This window comes from Thermotoga sp. RQ2 (genome assembly GCF_000019625.1).
Taxonomy (GTDB): Bacteria; Thermotogota; Thermotogae; order Thermotogales; family Thermotogaceae; genus Thermotoga; species Thermotoga maritima.
In genome coordinates this window covers 1-15984 of sequence record NC_010483.1, presented here as the reverse complement: position 1 = coordinate 15984, position 15984 = coordinate 1, and the positions used below count along the sequence as shown (strand labels likewise).

General features: G+C 45.7%; 16 protein-coding genes. 9 read left to right on the top strand and 7 right to left on the bottom strand.

From position 1 onward, the window contains the following. Positions 1–3 precede the first annotated feature (3 nt). The 6 genes from mtnA to TRQ2_RS00055 are packed head-to-tail and all read right to left on the bottom strand — an operon-like array spanning position 4 to position 4936. On the bottom strand, positions 4–1035 hold the full coding sequence (gene mtnA / locus TRQ2_RS00080) for an S-methyl-5-thioribose-1-phosphate isomerase (protein ID WP_011942723.1): 1032 nt from the start codon (positions 1033–1035) through the stop codon (positions 4–6). Beyond that, positions 1032–2021 (bottom strand): peptidyl-prolyl cis-trans isomerase, encoded by a 990-nt coding sequence (locus tag TRQ2_RS00075; protein ID WP_011942722.1) that lies wholly within the window; start codon positions 2019–2021, stop codon positions 1032–1034. Before TRQ2_RS00075 ends, mtnA begins: the two co-directional genes overlap by 4 nt. Then, a complete protein-coding gene (gene mazG, locus TRQ2_RS00070) occupies positions 2018–2785 on the bottom strand; it encodes a nucleoside triphosphate pyrophosphohydrolase (protein ID WP_011942721.1) in 768 nt (255 codons plus the stop codon). The genes TRQ2_RS00075 and mazG overlap by 4 nt, the downstream gene beginning before the upstream one ends. Before the next feature lies 1 nt (position 2786). Continuing rightward, positions 2787–3428, bottom strand: coding sequence for a TIGR00153 family protein (locus TRQ2_RS00065; RefSeq protein ID WP_011942720.1), 642 nt, complete (start codon positions 3426–3428; stop codon positions 2787–2789). Then, the gene (locus TRQ2_RS00060) at positions 3379–4095 is read right to left on the bottom strand and encodes a ribonuclease HII (RefSeq protein ID WP_011942719.1); all 717 of its coding nucleotides are present in this window, start codon (positions 4093–4095) and stop codon (positions 3379–3381) included. Before TRQ2_RS00060 ends, TRQ2_RS00065 begins: the two co-directional genes overlap by 50 nt. Beyond that, complete coding sequence (locus TRQ2_RS00055) at positions 4082–4936, bottom strand: ATP-dependent Clp protease proteolytic subunit (protein WP_012310270.1); 855 nt, start codon at positions 4934–4936, stop codon at positions 4082–4084. Before TRQ2_RS00055 ends, TRQ2_RS00060 begins: the two co-directional genes overlap by 14 nt. A 340-nt stretch (positions 4937–5276) precedes the next feature. On the opposite strand from TRQ2_RS00055, the gene TRQ2_RS00050 reads away from it, so the two are divergent. The 9 genes from TRQ2_RS00050 to trmB are packed head-to-tail and all read left to right on the top strand — an operon-like array spanning position 5277 to position 14624. Next, the gene (locus TRQ2_RS00050) at positions 5277–6206 is read left to right on the top strand and encodes an inorganic phosphate transporter (RefSeq protein WP_012310269.1); all 930 of its coding nucleotides are present in this window, start codon (positions 5277–5279) and stop codon (positions 6204–6206) included. A 34-nt stretch (positions 6207–6240) separates the two neighbouring features. Then, positions 6241–8226, top strand: coding sequence for a methyl-accepting chemotaxis protein (locus TRQ2_RS00045; RefSeq protein WP_012310268.1), 1986 nt, complete (start codon positions 6241–6243; stop codon positions 8224–8226). Between the two features lie 9 nt (positions 8227–8235). Continuing rightward, complete coding sequence (locus tag TRQ2_RS00040) at positions 8236–8652, top strand: OsmC family protein (protein ID WP_012310267.1); 417 nt, start codon at positions 8236–8238, stop codon at positions 8650–8652. Positions 8653–8662: 10 nt separating this feature from the next. Next, entirely contained in the window at positions 8663–9742 is a 1080-nt protein-coding gene (locus TRQ2_RS00035; RefSeq protein ID WP_012310266.1) for an iron-containing alcohol dehydrogenase family protein, read from the top strand. Further along, complete coding sequence (locus tag TRQ2_RS00030; RefSeq protein WP_012310265.1) at positions 9739–10203, top strand: lytic transglycosylase domain-containing protein; 465 nt, start codon at positions 9739–9741, stop codon at positions 10201–10203. Before TRQ2_RS00035 ends, TRQ2_RS00030 begins: the two co-directional genes overlap by 4 nt. Further along, positions 10203–11705: a bifunctional ADP-dependent NAD(P)H-hydrate dehydratase/NAD(P)H-hydrate epimerase gene (locus TRQ2_RS00025; RefSeq protein WP_012310264.1), complete on the top strand. Its 1503-nt coding sequence runs from the start codon at positions 10203–10205 to the stop codon at positions 11703–11705. Before TRQ2_RS00030 ends, TRQ2_RS00025 begins: the two co-directional genes overlap by 1 nt. Next, on the top strand, positions 11702–12835 hold the full coding sequence (locus TRQ2_RS00020; RefSeq protein WP_011942711.1) for a tol-pal system YbgF family protein: 1134 nt from the start codon (positions 11702–11704) through the stop codon (positions 12833–12835). The genes TRQ2_RS00025 and TRQ2_RS00020 overlap by 4 nt, the downstream gene beginning before the upstream one ends. After that, positions 12832–13692, top strand: coding sequence for a radical SAM protein (locus TRQ2_RS00015; RefSeq protein WP_012310263.1), 861 nt, complete (start codon positions 12832–12834; stop codon positions 13690–13692). Before TRQ2_RS00020 ends, TRQ2_RS00015 begins: the two co-directional genes overlap by 4 nt. Continuing rightward, positions 13683–14624: a tRNA (guanosine(46)-N7)-methyltransferase TrmB gene (gene trmB, locus TRQ2_RS00010; protein ID WP_012310262.1), complete on the top strand. Its 942-nt coding sequence runs from the start codon at positions 13683–13685 to the stop codon at positions 14622–14624. Before TRQ2_RS00015 ends, trmB begins: the two co-directional genes overlap by 10 nt. On the opposite strand, the gene dnaA is transcribed toward trmB, so the two are convergent. Further along, positions 14601–15923: a chromosomal replication initiator protein DnaA gene (dnaA, locus tag TRQ2_RS00005; RefSeq protein WP_012310261.1), complete on the bottom strand. Its 1323-nt coding sequence runs from the start codon at positions 15921–15923 to the stop codon at positions 14601–14603. The genes trmB and dnaA overlap by 24 nt on opposite strands. Between the last annotated feature and the right edge of the window lie 61 nt (positions 15924–15984).

The following is a 15984-nucleotide window of genomic DNA, read 5'->3' as shown; positions in this document are numbered from 1 at the left end:
AAATCACACCCCGAGTATCTTCTTTATGTTCTCTTCGAAAGGAGGTCTGATCACACCTTTTTCCGTGATTATTGCCGTTATGAGGGTATTTTCTGTGACATCGAAAGCGGGGTTCAGAACTTTTACTCCCTCCGGAGCTATTCTGTTCCCACCACAGTGAGTTACCTCCTCCGGTCTTCTTTCCTCTATGGGTATTTCTTCCCCGCTCTTTATAGTTGGGTCTATCGTCGAGACGGGAGCTGCAACGTAGAACGGTATGTTGTTTCTCTTAGCAAGAACGGCCAGAGAATAAGTTCCTATCTTGTTCGCTGTGTCACCGTTCAGAGCGATTCTGTCCGCTCCAACCACAACGGCATCGATCAACCCTTTCTTCATCAGCCATCCGGCCATGTTGTCGGTGATGACATAGACTTCTATACCGTCTTTCATGAGTTCCCAGGCGGTGAGCCGCGCTCCCTGAAGGTACGGTCTTGTCTCATCTGCGAACACCCTGATTCTTTTTCCTGATTCCATTGCTGCTCTTATCACTCCAAGGGCAGTACCGTAGTCTACAGTTGCAAGGGCCCCCGCGTTGCAGTGAGTGAGGATGGTCGATCCATCTTTTATGAGCTGAGCACCGTTCTTTCCGATCGCTTTGTTGACTTCTATATCTTCATACGCCATCTTCAACGCTTCGTTTTCTAAGATTTCGAAGAGATTCTCTCTGTCAACGTTCTCGAAAAACACCTTTTCCATCCTGTTCAGTGCCCAGAACAGGTTCACAGCCGTGGGTCTTGTTCTGGCCAAAGTCTCTTTCACCTGTTTCATCCAGTCCGTCAAACTTCCCGTTTTGTAATCTCTGAGTCCCAGGACGTATCCGAACGCTGCAGTGACTCCTATGGCAGGAGCTCCTCTGACGATCATCTCCTTTATGGCGTGTGCAACCTCCTCGTGTGTTTTACACTCCACGTATTCTTCAATGAATGGAAGCTTTCTCTGATCGAGGAGTTTTAGAGAATCTCCCGACCACTCCATCGTTTTCGTCTTGAGTTTCATCCCTGACTCCCTCCAAGTTTTATCTCTATTTGGCTGTTCTTCTTGAATTCCTCGAACACCTTATTGAACCAGTCGTTCCACAGCTGATTCTTCTTATCCGCGAGCAATTTATCCATGATCTCCTGTTTAACCTCTTCGAACTTTTTGTAGGAAGAAGATCTCTTCTCTACGACTTTGTAGAGCACGAATTTACCTTCAGACTCGAAAGGACCAAGAATAGCTCCCTCCGGAGCGTCAAAGATCACGCTCTCGATGTCTTTTTCCAACTTTCCTTCTTCAATCCAGCCAAGATCCCCACCAGTTGCCACCTGAGTTGCAACTTCAAGGAAGTCTTCTCCTTTTCTGATCTTTGAGAGTGCCTCATCCATTTTACTCTTATCCTCAGTGGTAATTCTGTAGAGGTGAACAGCGGCAGGTATCCTGTAGGTTTCCTTGTTTTGATTGTAGTAGTTCTGCGCTTCTTCAAGTGTGACGGTTGCGTTCTGAGTGATTTTCTCCTGGAGTCGTTGGAGTGAAAGCTGTGTTTTCATATGCCAGTGCAATCTCTTTTTGAAAGATTCGAGATCACCGTATCCAGCTCTCTGAAGGAACTTGTCAAGGTCTTCCAGAGTTATTCCCATGGTTTCAACTGTTTCTTTTAGCCTTGCCTCAACTTCTTTCTTTACCTCTTCGTCGCTTACTCCGACCCCTTCTTTCTCCGCAAGTTGCTGAACAAGAAGATCGTCTATTAAAGAGTTGAGAACTTCTTGCTTGTATTTCAACAGCAATTTCAGACCTTCTTCGGTGCCTGTAAGAACGTTGAAAAATCTCAAATCGATCTGTGCAATGCTTCTCAGGATTCCGTCTATATCCGCTTCGAGTTCGAGCAAATCAGAGGTGATGGGGTTCCCGTTGACAATAGCAACGACTGTGCTGGATGTGGTTGTCGCCTGACCGAAGAGGCTGATTCCCAGTACTACCAGAATCACGAAGATCAACTTTCTCATTCTTCATCTCCTCCCTTCGCCTTTTCCCAGTATTCATCTAACTTTTCAATAGGAAGCTCTTCAAGAACCAGACCGTCCTTCTCTATTAATTCCTCCATCCTCTTGAATCTTTCGACGAATTTTCTTGTGGCCTTTCTCAGAGCCGATTCGGGGTCAACGTTCAGAAACCTCGAGAGATTGACTATCGAAAACAGCAGGTCACCGAATTCTTCTTCCAGTTCTCCGGGATCTTTTGCCTCCTTCAGCTCTTTCAACTCTTCCTCTATCTTCTCGTAGACTCCTTCCGGATCTTTCCAGTCAAACCCCACTTGTGAAGCGTTCTCCTGAATTCTTCTTGCCATCGAGAGAGCGGGAACGAGCGGGTTTATTTCACCAATCCTCGAGGATTTCTTTTTTCCTTTTTCCTGGGCTTTTATATCTTCCCATTGTTTGTACGAGTACCCCGGACTGTCTCCGAAAACGTGTGGGTGTCGTCTGATCAATTTTTCGTTGAGAGTTCGTATCACATCCTCAATGGTGAAAGCACCTCTTTCTCGGGCTATCTGTGCGTGGAACACCACCTGGAGCAACACATCACCAAGTTCTTCTTTCATCATATCGTCGTTTTTTTCGTCTATCGCCTCGATCAACTCGTAGCATTCTTCGATGAGATACGGTTTCAAGCTCTCGTGGGTTTGCTTTCTGTCCCATTCACATCCTTCAGCAGACCGGAGCTTTTCCATGATGGAAACGAGTTCTTCGAAGAGAAACCCCGCTTCTTTCACTTCAGAACCTCCTTTTCAGAAGAATGATTTCTGCTCTATCAGATACGTCCTCCGTTCTGTCGGCTATGTCCCCTATACTCCTTATCAACTCTTTCAACTCGAGTTTTACACAACTTTCGATGTCCATCTCGAAAAGCTTCCTGAGAGCTGTTCGCTCCACATTATCTTCTTCGTGTTCGTATTTCTCCACGGCAAGAACGAACTCTTCAACTCTCTCGAGATCTTCGAACAAAAATCTGAGAGCACTTTTCAGGGATTCGTAGGCCTTCAGAGAGTATTCCATCTGCATCAGAATGAGATCCTTCAATTGGTGGGGAACTTCTGGTTTTTGAAGAACAATCAAATCCGCCACGTATTCGGCTTTGTTCGCCACCTTGTCTACGGATTCAATCAAACCAAGAAGGTCTCCTCTAAAATTCGGCAGGAACGCTCCACTGTACATTTCCATCTCTGTTTTTCGGCGTAATCGATCGGCTTCGCTTTCAAGCCTTTGTGCCCGAAGATAAAGAGACTCGATATCGTCAGCATCTTCAAGATACTTTTTTAAGAGTTTGAAGACGCATTCCAGAGTTTCTTCGACTTTGTCGATGTGTTTAAAAAAGAGGGAGATTATGGTCTGTTCTTTCTTTCCGGAAAACCACACTCTTTTTCGCCTCCAGAAGATTCTTTATATGTTCGAATCGATTTTCGGAGATGAGGCCTTTTTCGAAGAACTCCCTCAGCAAATCGTCGGTCAGAAGTTCTAAAACAGGTTCAAAACTCATCCGGTGGATGGGCAAAACTCCATTCTTTCTGATTTCGTTCAGGTGTTCTTTTGTTGCGTAACCTTTGTGTTTGTGGAAGGAAAACTGGGGATACATCTTGTGAAACTCGCTCATCAATCTATCTCTGAAGACCTTCGCAACAATGGAAGCTGCTCCTATCAATTTGCTTTTCTGGTCTCCCTTCACTAAGCATGTACCGGGAACTCTCAACTCGATTCCTTTCCCGTCAACGAGTACAAATGATGGTCCCACGGACAGATTCTCCAGTGCTCGATTCATAGCGAGTTTTGTGGCGTTGAATATGTTGTGAAGATCTATTTCCTCTGGAGAGGCAATTCCTATACCAACAGCTGCTTTCCCCATTATTTCATCGAAAAGTCTTTCCCTCTTCGCAGGGGAAAGCTGTTTTGAATCGTTTATTCCTTCTATTTCTTTTTCCAGAACGACAGCGGCCGCCACAACAGGGCCTGCGAGGCACCCTCTTCCCGCCTCATCCACACCTGCTACGATTCCAAACTCTTTTTTGTAGAGCTCATCTATTCCCATTACCCATCTCCTTTCTATTGTAGTAGGGAGCCGGTATGTAGTTCACCGACGGCCTCTTAGGTTCAGCCTGTTTGTAAAGATCCATGAGATCATATATTTCCTGAGGCATGTCCGTTTTCACCTGTATGCCCATCTCTATCAATTTTTCGTAGTTCAACGGATAATCGTGTGTCCAGTATCCACTGCAGAGTTTATCGGCAATTTCTTCAGCTTTTTCCTTTGGCACTTTGTCTGAAAGAATTTCCACCACGAACTCTTTCACCTGTCTGATCGCTTTTTCCGCTATGTCTGCCAGTATCAGCGTTTGGTCGTCCACTTCGTTCACATCTTTCTTTTTCACGGCGGCGAGAATGGAGGGAGCGGGCATGTTTCCTATCTGGGGATCGAGAGGCCCCAGAACAGCGTTCTCATCCATGATGATCTCGTCGGCAGCGAGAGCTATCAATGTTCCGCCGGACATGGCATAGTGTGGAACAAAAACCGTTACTTTTCCTTTGTGCATTTTCAAAGCTCTGGCAATCTGTTCCGCCGCTAAAACGAGTCCGCCTGGTGTGTGTAGTATGAGATCTATGGGCATATCGGAAGGGGTTAGCTTAATCGCTCTCAGAATTTCCTCGGAATCTTCGATGTCTATGTATCTGCGCACTGGAAAACCAAGGAAACTGATGGATTCCGTTCTGTGAATCAGTGTGATCACACGGCTGTTTCTCTTTTTTTCAATTTCTCTTATCAAGGCTTCTCTGGCTGATTTGAGGGCAGAATTCTTGAGAAAAGGCGTAATGAGTGAAAAAATGAAGATCATCCAAAAAATTTGAAAGATCAAGGTACCAATATCTACCATGAGTATCCCTCCTTAATGTGACACTTGCTGTGTAAATTCTATCACATCGGGCCACATTTGGCGGGGTTTTTATACAAAAAAATGCGGGCTCTTTCGAGCCCGCCAAGGCCGTGGGGGGTGTATCTCAAGGGGGATAGGGGGGTCAACTTTCGTTCTCCATGGTACATTTTAAATGTAACAGGTTAAGAGAAGATTCTAATTTCTTTCCTAAACGGGTACCTTATTTTTAAAATTATGTGAAGTTCTGTTGGGTTTTCTTGCCCTTCGTTATCTGAGACGGAGGTATCATGAAAAGAGTTCAAAGTGATACAATAGAAAACACACCACAGGAGGGGTCGTATTGTTCATACTCCTTTTACCTTCTCTCTTTCTGGGATGGTCGCTGGGTGCCAACGATGCGGCGAACGTTTTCGGTCCCTTTGTGGGATCTGGTCTCATTTCTTACAGAAAAGCCACCATAGTGGCGAGCATTTTCGTGATTTTGGGTTCTGTTCTTGGAGGAGCGAGGGGGCTTCAGAATATCAGTTCTCTGAGCACTTCCGATTTACTTCTCTCCAGTATCGCTGTTCTTTCGGGTGCAATTACAGTCACGATCATGACAAAGCTTGGGATACCCGTTTCCACATCTCAAGCTGTGGTCGGAGGTATAATAGGAGCCAATGTCACGGTAATGGGCATTGGTGGAATTGATTTTTCTGCACTCACGAAAATACTTACTGTGTGGTTTTTAACACCAGTTGGAGCGTTTTTCTTGAGCCTCATCTTCTATCCAGCTCTTTCGTTTCTCTTCAGGAGAATTCCCAGCATTCAAATTCAAGACAGAGTAATAAAAATTTCCGCGTGGATCATAGGTGCTTACGGTGCGTTTTCCTTGGGAGCGAACAACGTCGCAAACGTAACAGGAGTGTTCGCCGGAAAGATCCTGACGATCGAGCAAGCAGCCTTTCTGGGAGGAATCAGTATAGCCATCGGAATTCTCACCTACAGTAAAAACGTGATGCTGACGGTGGGGAAAAATCTAATAGAATTAGATCACTTTACTTCTCTTATAGCGGTTTTATCACAGGCAATGGTTGTGTGGATTTTCAGCTTGATAGGAATCCCAGTTTCTTCATCTCAGGCCATTGTGGGAGCCGTTCTGGGAGCTGGTTATTCAAAGGGTATGAATCTGGGAAATAAGAAAGTTTTAATAAGGATTTTGAGTGGGTGGTTTTTAACCCCCGCAGTTTCCGGTACCCTTTCTTTTTTGTTGACATCTCTGATAAAATAAAAGTTGATAACATCGAAACCGGGAGGGTGAAGCCATGACACTTCGTGCGAAGGTTTTCCTTGTTATACTGGTTGTTCTGGCAGGACTCCTTGTTAGTTTTTATCTCATTTATCAGAGCGTTTCCAGTGCGGTTGTTGAAACTGTCAAAAAGAATGCGACAGTTCAGATTCAGGTTCTTTCGAATTATTTTGCCGAAAAATTGAACAAGTACGTAGAAAGGGCAGTTGCTCTGACCCAGTCCATGGAAGCACAGCTCCTCGATACCTATTCCATGGCTTCCAATATGGTCAAACTGGTGAAAGAAGCTTCCGATACACTCGTTGCTGGGGTTACACTCGAGGAGATGACGGGTTCTGGCTACATTGCTAAAGCTGATGGATTGGAGCAGATTGATTCTTCTTCGACCATCTATCAAAAATATATGGATCTTGTTAAGAATTCGCAAAATCCATATTTAGTTACCTCGGATGTCTTTGAAGGTAAACCCGCCCTCGTTGTTTTAGCTCCGCTAGGTGCGTTCGGTGCGGGTACGCTCGGTGCGGTGGGCTATGTGATAGATCTTTCTCAAAACAAGAATTTCTGGCGCACGGTGGCAGAAGGAGGAAAACTGGGAGAGAGCGGCTACGGGCTTCTTGTCACAAGCGACGGAAAGGTACTGATTCACAAAGACATGGGAAACTTCATGAAAGACGTGAAGGAGCTGGGCGGCTTTGAGAAAGCATTCGAGGAAGCAAAGAAAGGTGGAGAGAAATACGTAGAGTACGAATACAACGGAGAGAAGAAATACACCGTGTGGGAAAAAGTGCCCGGATACGACTTCTACATCTTCTCGACGGGGGACCTGGATGAACTTCTTGCAGAAGGAAGGAAAGCGACCTTTGGGACGATAGTGACGTATGTAGTGTTTGGCGGCGTGATCTTTGCGGTGTTGTTTGTTTCGATGATGCCGATAGTGAAGAGAATGAGGCAGCAGGTAGAGAAAGTGAAGAGATTCGGAGAAGGGGACCTGACAGTAGAGTTCGAAGCGAAAGGGAAAGATGAACTGACCCAGATAGAAGAGAGCCTGAAAGAAGCGGTACTATCACTCAAAGAGATGATAGTGAGCATCATAGAAGCTTCGAAAGAGCTTAGCGGAGCATCAGAAGAGATAAAAGTTCTCTCAGAAGAGAGCCACAAGATGTCAGAGAACCTGCACGAAGAAGCCAAGAAGATACTGGACGAGGCGAACAACATGAGCAGTGCGCTGACAGAAGTGACGAGTGGCGTAGAAGAAGTGGCAGCGAGTGCGCAGAACATTTCAAAGATCACCCAGGATCTGACAGAAAGGTCAGAAGCGGTGACGAAAGCGGCAAGAGAAGGAACAGAGAGAGTAGAAGCGGTGGGAGGAGTCATAAACAAACTCAAAGGGTCAGCAGAAAGACAGAGGGACTACCTGAGAGAACTCGTTGACTCAGCCAAGACGATAGGGGAGATAGTGGACACGATCAGCTCGATAGCAGAGCAGACGAACCTACTTGCCTTGAACGCAGCGATAGAAGCAGCTCGAGCTGGGGAAGCGGGAAGGGGCTTTGCGGTTGTGGCAGACGAGATAAGGAAACTTGCAGAAGAGAGCCAGAGGGCGACAGAAGACATAGCGAAGATGTTGAGCAGTTTGAGGGCAACGATAGAACACGTGGAGAACGGTTCGAAAGAGATGTTCGAAGGAGTGGACGAGATAGCGGTGATGGGAGAAGAAGTCACAAAGAGGTTCAGGGAGATCCTTGGAAGGATAGAAGAGATCAACAGCATGATAGAGAACACAGCTGCCACTGCGCAGGAGCAGGGAGCGGCTGCAGAAGAAATGGCAAGCGCTATGGACAACGTCACAAAGATAGTCGAAGGAGTTGTGGAAAGTCTAAACAGAATGGAGTCTCTCATAGAAGATCAGACCGAATCTGCTGCCAAGGTCTCTCAGGCCGCTGAAAGACTGTCTGAGCTTTCTGAACAGCTCTCAGCACTCGTTCAGAAGTTCAAAGTGTGAGGTGAGAAAATGCAGGCGCGCTGGATAGGGAACATGATGTTTCATGTAAAAACGGACTCTAATCATGACGTTCTCATGGATGCAAAAGAAGAGGTTGGGGGAAAAGACGCTGCCCCCCGACCTCTTGAGCTCGTCCTCACTGGGCTCATGGGATGTACTGGAATGGATGTGGTCTCAATTTTGAGAAAAATGAAAGTGATTGATCAGATGAAAGACTTCAGGATAGAGATCGAATACGAACGCGCGGAAGAACATCCCCGCATATTTACCAAAGTTCATCTGAAGTACATTTTCAGGTTCGATGGAGAGCCACCGAAGGACAAAGTTGAGAAAGCCGTTCAGCTTTCTCAGGAAAAATATTGCAGTGTTTCTGCCATTTTGAAGTGTTCTTCGAAGGTGACTTACGAGATTGTTTACGAGAATTGAGGTGGAATTCGTGTGGGAATTCTATATGCCCACGGATGTCTTTTTTGGGGAAAGAATTCTCGAGAAAAGGGGAGGAATAGTAGATCTTCTTGGGAAAAGAACTTTGGTAGTAACCGGCAAATCTTCTTCGAAAAAGAACGGATCTCTCGATGATCTGAAAAAGCTCCTCGACGAAACAGGAATATCCTACGAGATCTTCGATGAAGTCGAGGAGAATCCGTCCTTTGACAACGTTATGAAGGCTGTTGAGAGATACAGAAACGATTCTTTCGATTTTGTCGTGGGACTCGGTGGAGGAAGCCCCATGGATTTCGCCAAGGCAGTGGCCGTACTTTTGAAAGAGAAAGATCTTTCCATCGAAGATCTGTACGATAGAGAAAAAGTGAGGCACTGGCTTCCAGTCGTGGAGATACCAACCACCGCTGGGACGGGTAGTGAGGTCACTCCGTATTCCATACTCACCGATCCAGAGGGAAACAAAAGAGGTTGTACACTCATGTTCCCGGTGTACGCGTTTCTCGACCCCAGATACACCTACTCCATATCAGATGAACTGACCTTATCGACTGGAGTCGATGCGCTTTCCCATGCGGTCGAAGGATACCTTTCCAGAAAGAGTACGCCGCCTTCTGATGCCCTCGCGATCGAAGCCATGAAGATAATTCACAGGAATTTACCGAAGGCCATTGAAGGAAACAGAGAAGCCAGAAAAAAGATGTTCGTGGCCTCCTGCCTTGCTGGAATGGTGATTGCACAGACCGGAACTACACTGGCGCACGCTCTGGGTTATCCTTTAACAACGGAGAAGGGAATAAAACACGGGAAAGCGACAGGTATGGTACTACCATTCGTAATGGAGGTAATGAAAGAAGAAATTCCAGAAAAGGTGAATACAGTGAACCACATATTCGGCGGCAGTCTTTTGAAATTTCTGAAAGAATTCGGACTTTACGAAAAAGTGGAAGTCTCCTCTGAAGAACTGGAGAAGTGGGTCGAAAAGGGTTCCAGGGCGAAACATTTGACCAACACGCCGGGTACCTTCACTCCCGAGAAGATCAGAGACATATACAGGGAGGCACTCGGGGTGTGAGGAGTTTTTTCCTGTGCTTTCTGCTTGTTCTTGTGTTTATAGCGAATCTCTACAGATTGTTCCCAGATGATTATTACGATTTCATATCCAAAAATTCCGATGATCTCGATCCTCTTCTCATTCAAAGTATCATATGGGTGGAGAGCAGTTTTGACAGAAACGCGGTTTCTTCGCTGGGAGCCCTTGGTCTCATGCAGATCATGCCTTCAACGGCTGTCTGGTTGAAAAAGAAGTTTTCTCTGGAAGAGGATTTCAAAAGTCCAGAGGGAAACATAATCTATGGAATCGTTTATCTGAAATTTTTGAAAGATCTGTACGGTGATCTCGACAAAGCCATCATGGCTTACAACGTAGGACCGGCTGCTTTGAACGAAGGAAGAAATCTGGACAGTGCGAAAAGATACTTGAAAAAAGTGAAGAGGACCTATCTCATATACCGTTTCCTCTACAGTGAGAGGTGATGAGGGTGAGAGTAGCAACCGCCCAGGAGATGAAAGAGATCGATGAATTGACGATAAAAGAATACGGTGTGGACTCGAGAATCCTCATGGAACGGGCAGGGATTTCCGTTGTTCTCGCAATGGAGGAGGAACTTGGAAATCTTTCTGATTACAGATTCCTGGTTCTCTGCGGGGGAGGAAACAACGGAGGAGACGGCTTTGTCGTGGCCAGAAACCTCCTCGGTGTGGCAAAAGATGTCTTGGTTGTCTTTCTTGGAAAGAAAAAAACTCCCGATTGTGAGTACAACTACGGTCTTTACAAAAAGTTTGGAGGAAAAGGGGTGGAACAATTCAAACCCTCTATTCTGAACGAATTCGATGTGGTGGTTGACGCCATTTTTGGAACGGGCCTGAGAGGAGAAATCACGGGAGAGTACGCTGAGATAATAAATCTCGTGAATAAATCGGGAAAAATAGTTGTTTCCGTTGACGTTCCATCGGGAATAGATTCGAACACGGGGAAGGTTCTTGGAACAGCGGTGAAAGCGGATCTCACGGTTACCTTTGGAGTTCCCAAGATAGGTCACATCCTCTTTCCAGGAAGAGATCTCACAGGAAAGCTCAAAGTCGCCAACATAGGTCATCCTGTTCATCTGATCGATTCGATCAATCGATACGTGATAACACGGGAAATGGTTCGTTCCCTTCTGCCGGAAAGACCCAGAGATTCCCACAAGGGAACCTACGGAAAAGTGCTGATAATAGCAGGGTCCAGACTGTACTCTGGAGCTCCCGTTCTCTCTGGAATGGGATCCTTGAAAGTGGGAACGGGTCTTGTGAAGCTCGCAGTTCCTTTTCCACAGAATTTGATCGCTACTTCGAGATTTCCAGAACTCATTTCCGTTCCCATAGATACAGAAAAAGGCTTCTTCAGCCTGCAGAATCTTCAGGAATGTCTGGAGCTATCAAAAGACGTGGATGTGGTAGCCATCGGGCCGGGTCTTGGAAACAATGAACACGTGAGGGAGTTTGTCAACGAGTTTTTGAAAACACTCGAAAAACCGGCTGTCATCGATGCCGATGCCATCAACGTTCTGGATATCTCTGTTCTGAAGGAGAGAAAATCCCCTGCGGTACTAACCCCACATCCTGGGGAGATGGCAAGACTCGTGAAAAAAACTGTTGGGGACGTCAAGTACAATTACGAACTGGCAGAGGAGTTTGCAAAAGAAAACGACTGCGTGCTGGTTTTGAAATCTGCCACCACCATCGTAACAGATGGTGGGAGAACTCTGTTCAATATAACGGGAAACACAGGACTTTCAAAGGGAGGAAGCGGAGATGTTCTGACAGGAATGATAGCCGGCTTTATGGCACAGGGACTTTCCCCTCTCGAAGCTTCCACGGTTTCTGTGTATCTACACGGTTTTGCCGCGGAGCTTTTTGAACAGGATGAAAGAGGGCTCACCGCTTCCGAGTTACTGCGCCTCATACCTGAGGCTATAAGGAGGTTGAAAGAATGAACATTCTGGAAAAAATCGTGAGGGATCTCATCAGTGAGAAAAGAATCACCGAGGCGAGAAATCTGCTTTCTCTCTTTTCAGAAGAGTTTCCTCATCTTGAACTGGAAGTGGAGTACGCTGCCAGGAACTGGAAGGCTGTGAAAAGGCTCTATGAAAACTTGCCGGATGAACTCAAGGAGAAATACAGAGAATATTACGAGTACGCGACAAACCAGCTGAATATAGACTATTCGAAAGAAACAGAAGAAGCCCTCAAAGAAATAGAACGAAAGAATTTTCAGGGAGCTGCCTCCATACTCGAATCGATCGTCAAGGATTACCCCGAACTCGTGGAAGTAATAGCTCTGAGATACAAACTCGCCCTCCAGAGAAACGAGAAGAGAGCGATTGAAAAGTATCGAAAGCTTCTTTTAAGCCTTGACAGAACGCACCCTGCTCTGATCGAAACCAGAGTTTCCTCTCGAAAGATAGGTGTTTTCGAAGTGTTCACACTTTCTCTTTTGGTTGCACTTCTTGTCACAACAATACTCGCTTTTTACACCCTTCCCTCCCGCATCGAGGTAAACGTGCCATCTTCTGAAAGCACGGTAAATATTAAACCCATCGAACAGCGTATCGAAGATGTCTTGTCGAACATCTTTGCCATCACGGAAAATCTGGGAAGGATAAACGATTCCCTTGATAAGAATTTCACTGACTTGCAGGAGAATATGAGTCCCATTTCTGAGAATATTGAATCTCTTAAAGAGGCTCTCACGAACCTGGAATCCAGACTCTCCAAGATTGAATCCGCTATAGCAAAGACTTCGAACAAAGAACCTTCAGTGTCCGTTGTTTACGTTCCCGAACGGGAAGATCGAATAGAGAGGGCAAAGAGTCTGTGGTTTCTGGGATACATGTTCTACCTGAGAAGGGACTACGATGAAGCCATAAATAGGTTTGAAATCGCCATAAAGGAAATTGGAGAAGACAACGTCTATTTCAAAGATGACGTTTACTATTACAGGGCTTTGTGTTACTACTACAAAGGCGATACATCGACTGCTCGTTCGCTCTTCGAGGAGTTCATAAAATTCTTCCCAGATAGTGAGTACGCGGACGACGCCGAGTACTTTTTGAAGAGGCTGTGAAGAGTGAACTTTTCTACAAGAAGCTTGAAAGGTGTGACCTCTGCCCCAGAAATTGTGGAGTGAACAGACTCAAAGGGGAGAAAGGGGCCTGCGGGGTAGCAAACTCTCCCGTCGTTTCTTCCTGGGGGCCTCACTTTGGAGAGGAAAGAATACTCGTTGGCCGCGGTGGAAGCGGAACCGTCTTTTTCACCTATTGCAATCTCAAATGTGTCTACTGTCAGAACTATGAAATCAGTCAGCTTGGTATAGGAAAAGAAATCACTGTTGAAGATCTTCTGAGGATATTCACGGAACTTCAGGACATGGGTGTGGAAAATCTCAACCTGGTGACTCCCACTCACCAGATACCTTTCATTGTCGATGCCTTCGAGAGAATGGAGAAAGAAATTCCTGTTGTTTACAACTGTGGAGGATACGAATCTGTCGATACCATAATTTCTCTTGAAGGGTTTGTCGATATCTATATGCCAGACTTCAAGTACAGCGATCCCGAACTTGGAGAAAAGCTCTCTGGTGTGAAAGATTATCCAAGATTCGCCCTGGAAGCTCTGAAGGTTATGATCGATCAGATGGGAGAACCGGTGATAAGAAATGGTGTTATGAAAAAAGGAGTTCTTGTGAGACACCTCGTTCTTCCCGGTTTCCTTGAAGACAGTTTCGGTGTGATCGATCTGCTTTCAACGCTGGAGCCGAAACCACTTGTGAACATCATGGCGCAGTTCTACCCAGCGTACAGAGCGAAAGAATATGGACTCGATAGGTTTGTCACCAGAGACGAATATCTAAAAGTTGTGGAATACGCGAAGAAGAAAAAACTGAATCTCATAGAAGTGGAGAGGTGGCTGAGGTGGTTGTAACAGAATACGAACTGAAGCCTCAAAACTTTCCCAGATTTCCTCTCGACTGGTCTGAGATATTCGGCAGAAAGGCAAAGATAGTGGTTGAGATTGGTTTTGGAAACGGGGAATTTCTGGCAGAACTTGCAAGAAGACATCCGGAGAAAGACTTCGTTGGTTTTGAGGTGTCCATCACGTCCTTCGTGAAAGCACAGAAAAAGTTCAAAAGGTACAACTTGAAAAATGTTCGACTCGTGAAGGTAGATGCCAGATTCGGTCTGAAGGAGTTGTTTCCCGACAACAGCGTGGAGAAGGTTTACATCAACTTTCCATGTCCATGGCCGAAAAAGAGGCACGAAGACCGAAGAATCACAAGTTATGATTTTCTGCAAACGCTCTCTGCCGTCCTGGAAATGGATGGCACGGTGGAGTTTGCAACCGATGAAGAGTGGTACGCACGGGAAGTTTTGGATACTTTCGAAAGCTCAGAGTATTTTGTCGTAGATGTGTTCGAAGAGAACTTCAAAAGAGATGTAGAAACTCGCTACGAAAGAAAGTGGAAATCTCAAGGAAAAAAGACCTTTTTGATCGTTGCAAGAAAAGTAAAAAATGGAACTGTAAAAAGATTGATGGAGGGTGAAAACACCATGGCTCACAGTGTGTTCGAAGGCAATGTCACCTGGGAAAAACTTAAAGAGCTGGAAGGAAAGGTGTTCAAAGATAAAAACAAGATTTTCGTCGTGAAGAAGGTGTACAGGGATGGTGATTATCTTCTGAAGGTGATCTCCACGGACGAAGGCGGTTTCCAGCAAGTATACTATCTCAACCTTTCCGGAAGAGACGGCAAGTGGGTTTTGAAGCTGGACGAGGGTTCTGATCCCTACAGAACACCCGCTCTGAAATGGTCCCTCAGGAGAATTCCCGAGGAGTTAACCGCTCAGGGCTCTCCTTGAGATTTCTCCTATCACTTCATCGATCAAGGCCTTCAGTTGTTTGTTCCCTTTGAGGAGGGAATCTTTGACTTTTTTGACACTGTCCACAACGACGGGGTGCGACCTGTTGAATTTCTCCGCTATCGTTCTCAGAGAACTCTTCAGATAGTTCTTGGCCACGTACATGCCGATTCGTCTGGCAGTGAGGGCTTTAACGTTTCTACTGTTGGAAAGGATCTCTTCACGTGAAGCACCAGTTACTTTCGCGACGATCTCTATGAGTTCATCTATTGGATCCATGGCTTTTACCCTGTTTGACTTTATGAAATCCTTCAGAAGCAGGATGGCTTCCTTCAGATCGACCTCTTTTCCCGTTGTCTCCTTGTAAACCAGAAGCTTTATGATGGCTCCTCTGAGTCTTCGCAGGTTGTCGTCCACATTCTCTGCGACAAAATTCAGAACTTCCTCAGGAAGTTCACCGTGTTCAATTTCAAGCATCTTTCTTGCTATGCTTTTCCTCGTTTCTTCATCGGGGGGTTCTAACTTTGCCACGAGTCCCATTTGAAATCTGGAAACCAGCCTATCCTGGAATTCACTCAATTTTTGCGGTTCTCTGTCCGAACAGATAACGATCTGTTTTCCAGAGTCATGCAGTTCGTTGAATGTGTGAAACAGTTCCGTCTGAACACCTGTCTTTCCTATGAGAAACTGAACATCGTCTATGAGAAGAATATCAACCTTTTTTCTGTATTTCTCCCTGAACTCGTTCAATTTTCCTTCTTTCATGCTGTCAACAAGATCGTTCAGGAATTTCTCGCTGGTGATGTACATCACCCTCAGGTCCGGTTCGTTCTGAACGACGTAGTTTCCTATCGATTGAAGAAGATGCGTCTTTCCAAGTCCCACACCGCCGTATATGAAGAGCGGATTGTACCTGCCCGGGTGTTTTGCCACCTCGAGAGCGGCATGATAAGCGAACGAATTTCCCGGACCAACGACGAAGTTTTCGAAAGTGTAATCGGGATTCAGCGGTGTGAGAAGCACCGCTCTTTTCTTCACGAGCGGTTCACTGTAGGAGGAGTGAGGTTCGAAGGCTTCGTAGGTGATTTCAAAAGTGGCATCGTTCCCGAGCACAACCTTCACAGCTTTTGATAGTACAGAATAATACTTCTTCTCCAGCCATTCTTTTATGAAAAGATTACCGACCGAGAAGACGACTTTGTTACCCTCTATCGACTTCACATCAAAAGAACTGAACCAGAGCTCCCAGCTTTTTCTATTTACTCTGGTCTTTATCTCCTGGAGTATTCTCTCTTTCATAATGGAGGACCCCCAAACGAGGAGTGACTGGATTAATTATCCAACAGATACACTTAAAAAA